Source organism: Microcoleus sp. PH2017_28_MFU_U_A, from assembly GCF_020738035.1.
Taxonomy (GTDB): Bacteria; Cyanobacteriota; Cyanobacteriia; order Cyanobacteriales; family Microcoleaceae; genus Microcoleus.
Window position 1 is genome coordinate 15,899 of sequence record NZ_JAEQCX010000054.1, and the last position, 14,280, is coordinate 30,178.

A 14,280-nucleotide genomic window follows, 5' to 3' on the forward strand; every position below is an offset into this window, starting at 1 on the left:
TTCTAGTAAGTAAAAACCGGGTTCGATCGCAAGCCCGGTTTCTATAATTTAACTTAATTTGACATTACTTTTCAGCATTTGCCGAACTAGGTGGGAGGGTAACGAAATTGCCAAAAGCTCCAACCGTTTGATAGCTTTTTTTACCTAGTTGAGTTGTGTAAATGCTGACAACGCCAAAGTTCTGACGTTCCGTTGTATTGTCGAGCAAGTGTTCGATCGAGCCGCGCTGGGAAGTCAGGAAAGTCTCTGCAACGCCACTCAAAGCTTTGGGTACGCGGGAATCATTACGCACGGTGTTTTTAAACTCGGTTTCGAGCACGCCGGAAGCATAAGTTAGGTATTTATCTCTCGGAGGATTTGTAAAGGCCATTCCGGCGACTAGCACGCTGAGGGCGATCGCAATTTTTCCGATATTCCCGAAAAAATTAGAAGTTGGTTTGTGAGTATTCATTGCTTTATCAATAATCATTTTTTTCTTGCCCCGATTGAGTTATAAGCTTATCTAGATTTAAACTACACCTTCTGAGAAACAGATTTCAGAAAAAAGAGGACAGTTTGTAGATTGGAGGGAAGTTGCAAATGCAGGCTATGGCTTTTGGGGACGATCGCACTCTAATATAATTCCGAGGTAGCGGGATGGGAGATCCGCAGCCTGTCTTCCTTTTACTTTCCTCCCTCCCCCAAATCCGGTAAATTTTCAAAGACTTACGCAAACAGTGGTTGAAGGCGCTAATGACAGCCGCAAGGTACTTGCGGCACATCCTCAACTTATTTTTGCTTAGATTTTTGTCGATCGATCTCCCGCTGCAACTCCTCAATCTGACGGCGCAAAGCCTCCGTCTCGCTGTTAGATGTTTGGGACTTCACATCAACCGCACCCTCAGCTACAGCCCGCTTGTAGTTACCCAGCTTAATTTGCCGGTATTCCTCGGAAGCCGCCCAATCTCGCAAATACCGCAGCCTTTCCACCGGGAAAGGGTGACTCAGCATCACGCCTTGGCCACCGTTGTAAAGTAAAAATTTATACACTTGGTTGAGATTGTCGCGATCGAGTTCTTGATAGTTGTCAGACTGGCGGATAAATTCTTGCAAACTGCATTGATCTGCATATTTACTGCTAACTCCCGCAAGTTTCATCATCGTCTTCATCACATTGTTCAAATCATCCGTCACCAACAAAGCTGCTCTATCTGCCGATAATTCAGCCTTCCGCCGCCACTCATAAAAAGCAAAAATTAAACCACTACCGACAATGTTTCCCAGCCCAAAAGTCATCTCGCCAATTGTTGATGCGATGCTCATCGCCCACATCGCCATTTGATTTAAAGTTGGATGACCGCATTTGATGTGTCCCAACTCGTGAGCCAGGACTACTTTGATTTCTGACTCATCCAGCAAATCTAAAAGACCTGTGTTTAAAACTATATAGGGTTGATTTTTCCCGAGGGCATAGCTGTTAACAGCGGGATTCTGAGACACAAACAAACCCGGTTCTGGAAAAATATCTAAATCCTGCACGCACTCCCGAAATATATGATAAATGCTGGCATATTGGCGCGGGCCGACTTGTATGCTATTTCCCATTAGGTAAACGAACTGCGGTCGTTCGTAGACAAACTCTACAAATTTGCTGGCAATTAAGTCAAATCCAGGTACGCTGCGTAATGCGGCCTCGGCCTGGCGATCGAGGGGATGCTGAAAAGCTTCGCTAGAAATTCCTGTATAAGTAGGCATAGTTGTTGCAAAAGTTACATCTAAAATATCTCAGTGTTGCCGATCGCTGCGACTGCTAGCTGGCGGCTGACTTATCCATCCTATTGTGACAAATATTGAACTCTTGTGGAACAGGCCGGAGAGCCTATTCAAATTAAGTTAAAATGGTTTTTCTGCTACAGACGCGATCGACAAGCGTCTTTCGCTGTGTCTGTTAATCAAAAATAGGAACGTGCAAAAATGGCTATCCTGCGACTCGAAAACGGTAGAACCTATACTCAACTGAGCGATATTACCCGCGAACTTGCTCCTTTGAACATTCAACTCAATAGTTGGCCGGTGGGTGACAACCCAGAAATTCGGGAATTGCTGGCTCTCGATGCGATCGACGACAATCAAAAAGAGCAAGTGCTACAAGCCCTCGACGGCTACTTTCAGCAACTCAAGGAAAGCGCAGGCTATCAATCCCGCGACTTAATTGTACTACACCCAGACATTCCAAGCCTCGACACTCTGCTCTCCAAATTCGACAAGTGTCACATTCACGCTGACGATGAAGTCCGCTACATTGTAGCAGGAGAAGGAATTTTCGGTTTTGTGCGTCCCGACGGTAGTCAAGTAGAAGTGACTGTACAGCCCGAAGAATTTATCAACGTACCAGCGAATACGGAACACTGGTTTTATTTGACAGCAGCCCGGAAAGTTAAAGCTGTGCGCTATTTTACCACCACGGTCGGTTGGACACCGGAATATACGGATACTCAAATTCGATCGCAATTAGCTACTGTTTAAATATGCCAGCTAAAGATAAGTTTCACGAACTCGTCAAAACTGCCCTCGAAAATCAGGGTTGGACAATTACCGATGACCCTTATCATATCGATCTCGGATTTGTTGATTTTTATATCGATCTGGGTGCAGAACAGTTATTAGCAGCTACAAAGGATAATGAAAAAATTGCGATTGAAATCAAAACGTTTTTGGCACCATCGACGATTTCAGAGTTTCATACCGCAGTGGGACAATTTATCAACTATCGGATTGCATTAGAATTTGACGATCCAGAGAGAACTCTTTACCTGGCAATTCCATTAGGTATTCACAGAAAATTTTTCAAATACTCATTTATTCAAACGGTAATTGAACGCAATCAAATTCCACTTTTAGTTTACGACACCGAAAAACAGGAGATTTCTGAATGGATAAAGTAAGTTTGTATCGTCAATATATTCAGGAATTGCTAACTGAACGATCTCAGAGGCGATCGCCTCACGATCCAGTTTCCAGCGAGACAATTTTCGATTTAGTCAGCGATCGCTATCAACTGGTTCATGTGGGTTGGAAAGATAGTAACACTCGAATTTATGGCTGCATAATTCATGTAGACATTAAAGATGGGAAAATTTGGGTACAGCATGACGGAACTGAAGAGGCGATCGCCAATCAATTAATAGCACGAGGCGTCCCATCCCAGGAAATTGTGCTAGCCTATCATGCACCTCATGTCCGACAATACACCGAATTTGCAGTTGGTTGATCTGAGATGTTACATCAACAGCAACAGGGAAGATGCCTGTTCCACAAGAAATTTAATCTTTTTGGAACAGGCATCTTGCCTGTTCATAAAAGGCTAATTGACATTGTGCAAAATCTTAGTTAATCCTACCTCAAACTTTGTGATTTGAAGATTGCAATATACTCAAAGCAACCGCCTCCGCTACCTTAATCCCATCAATCCCCGCCGACAGAATTCCACCCGCATATCCCGCACCTTCCCCCGCAGGATAAAGCCCTTCAGTATTCAAACTCTGATAATCGTCTTTGCGCTTGATCCGAATTGGTGAAGAAGTCCGCGTTTCCACTCCAGTCAAAACCGCATCATCCATCGCAAATCCTTTAATTTGTTTGTCAAAAGCCGGAAGTGCTTCGCGGATGGCTGCGATCGCAAAATCCGGCAAACTTTCGCTCAAATCAGTCATCACAACTCCGGGCGTATAAGAAGGCTGCACAGCGCCTAGGGCGATCGAAGGGCGATTCGCCAAAAAATCTCCCACAAGCTGCCCAGGGGCGTTGTAAGTGCCACCTCCTAACTCAAATGCCCGTTCTTCTAGGCGACGCTGAAACTCAATTCCCGCCAACGGATGACCCGGATAATCTTCCGGCGTGATACCCACCACAATCCCGCTGTTAGCATTGCGTTCGTTGCGAGAATATTGACTCATCCCATTCGTCACAAGTCGCCCCGGTTCCGACGCCGCCGCCACTACCAAACCGCCGGGACACATACAGAAACTGTAGACAGAACGACCATTTGCACAGTGGTGAACCAGTTTGTAATCGGCGGCACCTAAAAGCTTGTGGCCCGCCCGATCGCCAAAACGACAGCGATCGATCGCACTTTGGGGATGTTCCACCCGAAAACCAATCGAAAAAGGCTTAGCCTCAATGTAAACACCGCGCGAGAATAACATCTCAAAAGTATCGCGGGCGCTGTGTCCCACCGCCAGAACTACATAATTACTAGCAATATATTCTCCGCTGGCTGTAGTAATTCCCTGCACTTTGCCATTTTCGATATGAATATCTTCCACACGAGTTTGAAACCGAATCTCACCGCCTAAGGATTCAATTTGGGCGCGAATACTTTGGACAATTCCCACCAATTTAAACGTACCAATATGCGGCTTATTAATATATAAAATTTCCGGTGAAGCGCCCGCATTTACAAGTTCTGTCAGCACCTTGCGCCCGTAATGCTGAGGATCTTTAACTTGGCTGTAAAGTTTCCCATCCGAAAAAGTTCCCGCACCGCCTTCGCCAAACTGGGCGTTAGATTCTGGGTTGAATTCAGTTTTTTTCTTCCAAAATCCAAAGGTGTCAGCCGTGCGATCGCGCACAGCTTTGCCACGTTCCAAAAGGATCGGGCGAAACCCCATTTGTGCCAGCATCAGCCCTGCAAACATACCGCACGGCCCCGTACCGATCACAATGGGCCGAACTGTCGTCAAATTGCTGGGGGCTTGGGCTACATAGCGATAACTCGTGTCTGGCGTCACCATGACATGAGGGTCTTTTTTGAAGCGTTGCAGAAGTTCGTTTTCCTGTGTTGTCTCGACATCCACAATATAGACAAGAACAATTTCGGCTTTTTTGCGAGCGTCGTAGCTGCGTTTGAAGATGGTATAGCTGAGCAATTCTGCGGGGGGAATTTGCAGCTTTTTGAGAAGGGCGCTGGCGATCGCATCTTCAGGATGATCGAGGGGAAGTTTTATTTCGGTTATTCGTAACATATAGGGCAAAGAAGTTCGGCAACGGATTGGGTAATGGATTTAACTGAGATGTTGTAACATTCTCAAAAACAGGCAAGATGCCTGTTCCACAAAAACTCAATTTTATTGTGGAACGGACCGGAGAGCCCGTAACATTCTCAAAACAGGCAAGATGCCTGTTCCACAAAAACTCAATTTTATTGTGGAACGGGCCGGAGAACCCGTTTCTAAACAGATTTAAACTGTAGATTGCAGAAGCGTTATAATAAACAAAAAATTAAGTTTTGTAAAGACCCTTGACTGCAACATTTACACCAAAAAACAGCCAAACCTGGCACGCTCTCAACCCCCTGTGGGAAGGAGCAGAAGACGCAGTACAGAAGGGTTTACCCCACACCAAGCTAGCACCGGCATGGCAAATACTGCTCCTCGGCGACGGTTCCCCCACCCGTCACCTGCAACTGCTGACAGGGGAACCCACAGAAGTAGATGTGATCGATATGTCCTTAGTGGGTGAGGATGCAGACGGCGCGCCGCCACAAATTGTCGCGGTTCCCGGGCCGCGCCTGCGCCGCCAAGTGTGGCTGCGGACTGCTTCGGGACAGCGCCTCGCCTACGCGACTTCTTGGTGGGAAGCGAGTCACGTAGATGAATATTTGGAAAATAAATCTTTGCCAATTTGGGCAAGTTTAGCGCGCCTGCGGACTGAATTGTATCGCGATGTGCAAGGCATTTATTGCGGTGAGTCGGTGGCCTTGGAGTCGGCTTTTCAAGAGTCGGGGCCTTTTTGGGGGCGACACTATTTGTTTTGGCATCACGGGAAGCCGCTGACACTGATTTATGAGGTGTTTTCGCCTTATTTGACTAAGTATTTGGGGCCGATGGAGTTGTAATATTGTAGGCGATCGCAGGTGCATCTGGGTTTGTCAAATATATTTGTAGGGGCGAAGCATGACCGCGGTCAATATGAGATTATAACTAATAACTTATCTGCGGTCATGCTTCGCCCTCTTCAAAAACCAAATGCACCGGAGCGTGATGACTTTAGTCCGCATCTATCCGAGGACTAAAGTCATCACGCTTGGGAGCATCTCAATTTTGCAAAAAGCATTTTTTTTATTATAGTGCGAGCGTCCCCGCTCGCGATTTGTAGCATACGCGAGCGGGGACGCTCGCACTATAAATGCAAAACTGAGATGCTCCCCTCACTACGAACCTGAATGCGGACTAAAGTCCTCACTACGAGCCTGAATGCGGACTGAAGTCCTCACTACGAACCTGAATGCGGACTGAAGTCCTCACTACGAACCTGCAATTTTTTGCCGGAACTTCACTCGCAAACCGTCACGCGGGTGTGGAGTCGGTACTCGGATTAAATTCAAATCTTGATCCGGTAACAAATCCCATTCGCACTCTCGAACCATCCTCGCCGCAAACAGTTTCATCTCTAACCGCGCGAATTCTTTCCCCAAACATTCCCGCAAACCGCCGCCGAAGGGCACGTAACTGAAAGGTTTAGCATTTGTCGATCGCTCCAAACTAAATCGATCGGGGTCAAAGCGATCGGGTTCGGGATAAACTGAGCTATCCTGATGCGTCTGATTGATTTCGTAAAGCACGCTCCAACCCTGGGGAATTTCGTAGCCGCCGAACTCGCAAGCCTGAATTACCCGCCGAAAACCGCCTCCCACCGGCGGAACCAACCGCAGCACTTCTCGCATCACCTGCTCCAAATAAGTCATTTGTTTGAGCTGTTCCAAGTCTAGCGGTTCAGTTGCCGAAAACTGCTGTTGTTCCGCGCGAACTTTTGCCATCACATCGGGGTTTTGAGCTAGGAGAAGGCAAAAAGAGGCGATCGCCGAAGTCAAAGTCTCGTGTCCCGCAAACAACAGCAGCAGCACTTGATCTTTCAACTCCTCCAAACTCAAATTGTTTCCGTCATCGTCGCGAGCCGAAATCAGCAAACTCAAAGCATCATTCCCTTCTCCCATATCTTGTTGGCGATCGCGAATAATCTTTTCAAGTTCTGATAACAGTAACTTTCGGCACTTTTTCGCCTTTCCAAACTTAGTCCACGGCACATCTAAAGCAATCGAAAATAAACCCTCGCACCAAGTTTCAAAATAATGTCCCAGCGCCGTCTCCGAACCAGCATCAATCCCAACTAACAACTTACTAGCAACATCAAAAGTATAATTTCTCAGTTCGGGATACCACGCAAACTCGCTCATCTGCGTCCATCTTTCCAAGTAGCGCCCAGTGATATCTTCCATCCCGCCGATGTAGCCCGCCAGAGCTCGCGGTTGAAACGCTTGGTACAGCAGCTTGCGCCGATTTTGATGTTCCGAACCCGTTTGCAGCGCCAAGGAAAGCGGCCCTAAAAGCGCTTTCATGCTCGGAGGCCAACTCATAACAAAATATTGATTTTCATGGCTTAAAACAAACAAATTCGCCTCTGAGCCGGACACAAACACGGTAGGCTGTCCGAAGATGCTGGTTTTGAAAATTGGCCCGTACTGCTGGTGTCGTTTTTTGGCGAATTGGGAATCTTGCAAAAAGTTGAGGGTATCGCCAATTAGCGGTAAACTGAAAGTGCCTGGAGGTAATGCCATTTTAGATTTTAGATTTCAGATTTTAGATTGTTCATATCATATTAACTGAATTTACGCAACTGTATAAAGGTACGTTGTTGCGCTTCAGCGCTTTTATACATATGAAAGAGCGGGTGCATCTGGCGCAAGGAAGAGGGCGAAGCATGATCGCATATAAGTTATTAGTTATCATCTCATATTCACCGAGGTCATGCTATAGCCCATACGGATATATTCGCCTTGCGCCAGATGCACCCGAAAGAGCGCTGAAGCGCAACTACGTACCTAAGAGTTAACCCTATAGAACCTATTTAATTTTCTCTTCTTTGAATCGGAATCTTGATCGTAAATTCAGTGCCTTTCCCCACCACAGAGAAACACTTGATTTCACCTTTGTGTTTTTCGACAATAATAGAATGAGAAATCGCCAAACCCATTCCCGTCCCCGAACCGATCGGTTTTGTAGTATAGAACGGATCAAATATCCGCTGCTTGACTTGATCGGTGATACCTGCACCGTTATCAGCAATTCTAATCGCAGCAAAATTACCTTCTACCTCTGTAGAAATGCGGATAATTGCTGAATTTGGAAGCGGTTCTTGTAAAGCGTCAATTGCATTCGCTATAATATTCATAAACACCTGATTCAATTGTCCGGCGTAACACTCTACCAGCGGCAATTGTCCGTATTCTTTAACGACTTGAATTGCTGGGCGATGGTACTCCGTACCCGCTGCGCTAACGGGCTGAACTTTCAGACGGTGTTCTAAAATCATTAAGGTGCTGTCGATGCCTTCATGAATGTTAACTTTTTTCATCTCAGATTCATCGAGGCGAGAGAAATTTCGCAAACTCCGCACAATATCCCGGATGCGAGTGGCTCCCACCTGCATCGAAGACAGCATTTTGGGCAAGTCGTCTAGCAAGAAATCTAGTTCTAAAACGTCTATTTCGTCCTGAATAGCTTGAGGTGGTTCTGGATATTCATCTCGATACATTTGCAGCATTTTCATCAGGTTTGTGGTGTATTCTTCTGTGTAGGTAAGATTGCCAAAAATAAAGCTGACTGGGTTATTGATTTCGTGGGCAATTCCTGCTACCATCTGACCGAGACTCGACATTTTTTCTGCTTGCACGAGCTGGGTTTGAGCAAGCTTAAGTTCGCACAGAGTTGCTTCTAGTTGGGCAGTTTGTTCTCGCGCCATTCGGGCTGAATCGACGCTTTGGGTGTAGAGTTCGGATTGGCTGATGGCGATCGACAATTGATCGCCAATTGCCGATAGCAAATCCACTTCGTCTTGTGTCCACCTCCGCATCTCGCGACAAGCCACGCAGCCCACAACACCAATTAAACCCCCTGCACTTTTGACCGGCAAATCCAAGACAGACTTGTAACCCAACTGCAAAAAGAACTCTCTTTCTATGGGATCGCTCAAATTTGCAACATCATCTATTTGGTAGATTTCCGATTGGGCTATTTTTTGGGCCAGACTCCCCGTTACGTCAGCAGGATAATAACCCACAAGCGAGAACAAGTCATCATTTTTAGCTTCGTGGACGACATCCCAAGCGGGTATCTCGACATCGGATACATACCAAATAAACAAGCAGCGATCGAGTTGTAGCAAGTCGCGAATTTGGTGTACAGTTGTTGCCAATATAGTATCTAAATCGAGAGAAGCGCGGATTTGACTGCCTAACTGGTTGAGCAATTTTTGCTTCATGGCTGCTGATGAAGCTTCGGCGGCGACGAGGCGAGATGTTTCGTAAAGTTCGGCTTGATTAATGGCGATCGCCAATTGATTGCCCACAGCCACTAACAGTTCCACTTCCTCATCGCTCCAACACCGGATGCTGCTAGAAGCGCTACAGCAAATTACCCCTATTTTACCTGAAGATGTCTGAATGGGAATGTCCAGCATAGACTGTAATCCTATACACATGAAAAAATTCCGCTCTACTGGATCGGTAACATTTTTAAAATCATCCACCCGAATTATTTCAATATTGGCAATTCGCTCGGCTTTAGAACCAGTCAAGTTAGCCGGAAATACACCCAGCAAGGAAGGTAGTTCATCATTTTTTGCCTCGTATTCTACATTCCAAAATGCTGATGTTTCGTTGGTTATATACCAGATAAATATGCACCGTTCGAGCAGCAGCAATTCACGTATTTGCTGCACAGTTGTGGCCAAAATAGTGTCTAAATCGAGAGATTTGCGGATGTTGCTAGCTAGTTGGTTAAGCAGCGCTTCCTGCTCTGCTAATTTGCGGAATCTCGCTTCCGACTCTTGCAACTGTCTTTGAGCTTCTTTTTGTTTCGTTACGTCCAAACCCAAACCGATTAAGCCGATCGCATTACCGCAATCATCTTTGACCTGAGTTTTAATTATCTCCAACTGGTGGTATTCACCGTCAACCAACTGGAGCAATTCTTCAGAATAACAGGGAGGATCTTGGCTCCAGGCTTGTGCATCTGATACCATGCAGTTAGCAGATGCTTCTAATCCAAAAACTTCGGAATAGTGAGAGGCTGCTAAGAACTTCTCTTCGGGAATAGCTACATCTTCGCAGAAAGTTTTGTTGGCTAATAACATCCGCCCGCTAGCATTTGCCATCCACACCCAGATGGGAGCATTGTCAATAATTCCCCTCAAAGTTTGCTTTTGGGCGGCGAGAGCAAGTTCTGTTTGTTTGCGCTTGATTCCCAGGGCGATCGAATCGGCAATTGACGCAAAAGAAATCAGTGTAGATTCCGTCAACTCCTGGCGAGCAAACATGGCGATTACTCCCACCAACTGATTGTCAACAATCAACGGATATCCAGCAAAAGCCACCATTCCTTCTCGTTTCGCCCATTCTTTGTCGCTGACTCGGGCATCTTCTTGCACAGAATTAGTGAGGTGAGGTTGTCGATCCCGGGCGATTAAACCAATCTTGAACTCGCCGACCGCAATGCGGCTGTGAGCGCCGTCAATGTGAGTATAAATCCCCGCACTTGCTTGCAATTCCAAGACATTTCCCTCTTCATTGAGCGTCCAAATCCGAGCAAACGCAGCATCCAGATGGCGCACAACTGCATCGGTACATTTTTGCAAAGTTGCAGGTAAAGTGCGGTTTTCAGTCAGAGCAATTCCCACATCTGCTGTGAATGAAGAAAGTTTCAATTGTTCTGCTAAAGCTTGTTCTGCGAATTTGCGATCTGTAACGTCGGCAGCAACACCGAGACGCTGCTGGATTTTGCCCGACTCTGTTCTGCTAAATACAATATCGCGACTGACTAACCAGCGCCAACTATTTTGTCTGTCGAGTACCCGATATTCGTACTCAACCACCTCGCCGTCGGGAGCATTTTCTATTTGCTGGATATATCTGGGAAATTTAGCTAAATCTTCAGGGTGGATAATTGTCGGCAACAGATTGCTGCCCATTTCTTGAACTTCTGCCACTGTATAGCCCAGGAGGTCGGTGATTTCGCGGTTGGCATACACATTTCGCTGCTCGATTTCGTCGTAAACATAGAGAATATTCGGACTGGTATTGGCAATGCGCTCAACAAAGTGCTGACTAGCTTGCAGCGCTGCTTCTGCAAGTTTTCGAGCCGTAATGTCGGTGGAATTACCAATAATTCGGTAGATGCTGCCAGAGGTATCGTGCAGGGGCGTCAGAGTTACGATAAACCAATTTTCTACACCTGCCAATTCGGCGCTATTTTCGTAAGAAATCGAGCTGTCTGCGGCCAAACAATCGAGGTATCTTTGCCGAAAATTTGCTGCTACTGCTGGGGGAAACACTTCTTCGGGAGTTTTGCCTTTGACATCAGCACTCAAAATGCCTGTAGATGCTTCTGTAGCTGCATTCCAGCCTGCATAGCGGAACTCTCCGGCGGCGACATCTACCACGAAAATAACTTGATTCGATCCGTTATAGATGCTGTTTAAAAATTCTTCTTGTTCGCGCAATTGTGCTTCGGCTTGTTTGCGTTTTGTAATGTCGGTAGCACTTCCCACAATGCGACAAATTTTCCCAAATTCGTCTCGCAGCGGAGTCAGAGTTGTGATAAAGCAGACTTCTTGAGTCTCAAGACTAACAGATTCTTCGTAAGAAAGAGAGCTATTTTTTAGCAGGCATTCTCTTAATTTCTGCCGGAAAAACGCTGCCGTAGATGCTGGGAAAAGTTCTTCTGGAGTTTTGCCGCATCCTTCCTCCTTGCTGATGTTACTGAGTAACTCTGCTGCTCGATTCCAGCCGGCGTAGCGAAATTCTTCGTCTGCGCCGACATCTAGTACGAAAATACTGTAGTTCACACTGTCGTAGATGCTGCTCAGAAATTCTTTTTGCTGCCACATTTCTGCCTCGGCGCGGCGGGCTGGGGTAATGTCGGAGTGGATGCCAACCCACTCGCGAACGCTGCCATCTGCATTCAATACGGGTATACCGCGCACGGTCATATACCTGTACTCGCCGTCGTGCCGCAGCAAGCGGTGTTCTATTGCGAATAAGGTGCGATCGGCAAGTGCCTCAGACCACATCCTGGCAGTATATTCTCTGTCGTCGGGATGGATGTTATTGAGCCACCCCCATCCTTTAATTTCGTCGTAAGTCGCTCCCGTAAATGCACTCCATCCTGTTTGTTCGGCGACAACTTCGCCTGCGGCGGTAGTATCCCAAATAATTTGGGAGGTGGCTTCAGTTAAACACCGATATTTTTGCTCGCTTTCTTGGAGAGCTTTTTCGGCTTGTTTGCGATCGCCAATATCAGAAATAGTGCCAATCATTCTCACCGGAGCATTATTTTCATCTCTTTCTACGACTTTCCCCCGCGCCAAAATCCATTTAAATTCGCCGGATTTAGCTAACATTCTATGCTCAACAGCATAGCCATTTTCTGGATTTTCCAAATAGGCATTTAATTTCTGGTTCAATACCAGTAAATCGTCGGGATAAACTAGCTGTGACAAACCGATCGCATTTGCTTGTAGTTCGTCTGGTTCGTAGCCCAACAAAGCACTGTACTCGTGGTTGCAATACATTTCGTCAGTAACTATATTCCAATCCCACATTCCGCTGTCGGAACCCCAAAGAGCTAGCTGCAACCGCTCTTCGCTGCGCCGCAGGGCGGCTTCTACCTGTTTGCGATCGCTAATATCGCGAGCAACTCCCACCACGCCCGTGATGTTTCCAGAGCGATCGCGCAAAGGGCTTTTGGTAGAAAGAAATGTCAGGATGTTGCCCTCACTATCTTTTACTAATTCTTCGATGCTTTCCTCAATCCCAGATTGCCAGATCCGGCGGTCATTTTCCGCCAGCATATTTGCAATCTCCAGTGGAAATAATTCGGCATCATTTTTGCCAAAAATTTCTGATTTTGGCTTGCCAATCATGCCCGCAACCGTAGAATTGACCAATAGGTAGCGGCCCTGAATATCTTTGACAAAAATGCTGTCGCCTGTACTTTCGATGACGTTTTCAAAGAGGATGTTACTTTCTTGTAGTGCTGCTTCTATTGCTTTCCGATCGCTGATGTCGCGTGATATACCAATGATGCCGATCGCATTTCCTTCCGAGTCGTACCAAGGGCATTTTGCTGTCAGAAATGTTTGCATTTGTCCATTTATATGGAGATTTTCTTCCTGATTGAAATGTATTCTTGATGCTAGAATTTCGATGTCTGAATCTATCATTCTTTTGGCTATTTCAGCGGGAAATAATTCTGTATCGTCTTTGCCTATAATTGCCTCAATAGGTTTTTCAAAAAAATTAGCTAGGGCAGAATTTCCGATCGCGTAGCGGCCTTGAATATCCTTGACAAAAATGACATCCGGCGTGCTTTCAATCACGGAACGCAAGATTGAATTGCTGTGCTGGAGCGACTCTTGGGCGAGTTTGCGATCGGTAACGTCGCGGGCGACAGCATAGATCAATTCTTCTTCGCAGAAAGGGCTAGCAGTCCAGGCTATCCACTTGTAAGACCCCTCGCGACACAGCCAGCGGTTTTCAAACCCAACGATATTATTCCCCGCAGCAATCCTTTCAGCTTGTTTTAGAGTAGCTTCGCGATCGCCTGGATGGACGAATTCAATGAAGAGTTTGCCCACCATTTCGGCTGGGGAATAGCCGAGGATTTTTTCGGCTGCTGGGTTGATGTGCTTAATATAACCGTCAAAAGCAACTACGCAGAGCATATCTGGCGACAGGCTAAAAAATCGATCGCCCTGGTTGAACTTGCTCTCTTGGCGATCGTTGTAGGCCCAGACAGCAGAGGCGTGCGATCGCGCGGACACCACCAACATGACAATATTGGCTACAGCCAAACATCCCAGGGCGAGTTGGCTCTTGCACAAACCATCGCCTCCGCCTGTTACCAGCAACCCGTTTAATACAAGCAGTACCACACTCGCAACTGAGAATACACTGCCTGAGGCGATCGTCGCGAGGCTGATTGTTTGTTCATACTGCATACTGCATTCTGCCTTCTGTCTGCTGGTGACTGCTGCCGTTAATTTTATCAATAATAGTTGCAGGAATTTAAACAATTTAGTGTTTTGTGATTCTTCTATATGAACTAGATCTTTCATTTTTTTGAATAAGTTTAATTTTTGATGAGTTAAGACTTAAAAACAACTCTAAAGATGTTAAAATACTTTCAACAGTTGACAGTTGACAGTTGACAGTTGACAGTTGACTATTTGAGAGCTACCTCTACC

Annotated in this window: 9 protein-coding genes; 4 read left to right on the top strand and 5 right to left on the bottom strand. The window is 46.3% G+C overall.

Going from position 1 to position 14,280, the window contains the following annotated elements; all coding sequences use genetic code 11:
* Positions 1-64: 64 nt before the first annotated feature.
* Positions 65-469: a DUF4359 domain-containing protein gene (locus JGK14_RS13515; RefSeq protein ID WP_293190418.1), complete on the bottom strand. Its 405-nt coding sequence runs from the start codon at positions 467-469 to the stop codon at positions 65-67.
* A gap of 299 nt (positions 470-768) precedes the next feature.
* Positions 769-1,734 carry a M48 family metallopeptidase gene (locus tag JGK14_RS13520; protein ID WP_293229320.1) on the bottom strand — a complete coding sequence of 322 codons (966 nt, stop codon included), beginning with the start codon at positions 1,732-1,734 and terminating at the stop codon, positions 769-771.
* A gap of 219 nt (positions 1,735-1,953) precedes the next feature.
* Between JGK14_RS13520 and JGK14_RS13525 the strand changes: the two genes are divergently transcribed.
* Genes JGK14_RS13525 through JGK14_RS13535 form a run of 3 tightly spaced genes read left to right on the top strand, consistent with a single transcriptional unit; the run spans position 1,954 to position 3,250 of the window.
* Entirely contained in the window at positions 1,954-2,505 is a 552-nt protein-coding gene (locus JGK14_RS13525; protein ID WP_293182608.1) for a 1,2-dihydroxy-3-keto-5-methylthiopentene dioxygenase, read from the top strand.
* Positions 2,506-2,507: 2 nt separating this feature from the next.
* The gene (locus JGK14_RS13530; protein WP_293182606.1) at positions 2,508-2,924 is read left to right on the top strand and encodes a XisH family protein; all 417 of its coding nucleotides are present in this window, start codon (positions 2,508-2,510) and stop codon (positions 2,922-2,924) included.
* A complete protein-coding gene (locus JGK14_RS13535; RefSeq protein ID WP_293182604.1) occupies positions 2,912-3,250 on the top strand; it encodes a XisI protein in 339 nt (112 codons plus the stop codon). The genes JGK14_RS13530 and JGK14_RS13535 overlap by 13 nt, the downstream gene beginning before the upstream one ends.
* A 130-nt stretch (positions 3,251-3,380) precedes the next feature.
* Here JGK14_RS13535 and JGK14_RS13540 read toward each other — a convergent pair whose 3' ends face one another.
* Positions 3,381-5,003, bottom strand: a complete 1,623-nt coding sequence (locus JGK14_RS13540; protein ID WP_293217237.1) for an NAD(P)/FAD-dependent oxidoreductase — start codon at positions 5,001-5,003, stop codon at positions 3,381-3,383.
* 275 nt (positions 5,004-5,278) lie between these two features.
* Here JGK14_RS13540 and JGK14_RS13545 point away from each other — a divergent pair, with 275 nt between their 5' ends.
* Positions 5,279-5,875, top strand: a complete 597-nt coding sequence (locus tag JGK14_RS13545) for a chorismate lyase (protein WP_293196730.1) — start codon at positions 5,279-5,281, stop codon at positions 5,873-5,875.
* A gap of 408 nt (positions 5,876-6,283) precedes the next feature.
* Here the strand turns inward: JGK14_RS13545 and JGK14_RS13550 are convergent, their stop codons facing one another.
* Both JGK14_RS13550 and JGK14_RS13555 read right to left on the bottom strand, forming a co-directional pair.
* Positions 6,284-7,594: a cytochrome P450 gene (locus JGK14_RS13550; RefSeq protein ID WP_293205021.1), complete on the bottom strand. Its 1,311-nt coding sequence runs from the start codon at positions 7,592-7,594 to the stop codon at positions 6,284-6,286.
* Between the two features lie 290 nt (positions 7,595-7,884).
* Positions 7,885-14,151 carry a PAS domain S-box protein gene (locus JGK14_RS13555; protein ID WP_325315175.1) on the bottom strand — a complete coding sequence of 2,089 codons (6,267 nt, stop codon included), beginning with the start codon at positions 14,149-14,151 and terminating at the stop codon, positions 7,885-7,887.
* Positions 14,152-14,280: the final 129 nt, after the last annotated feature.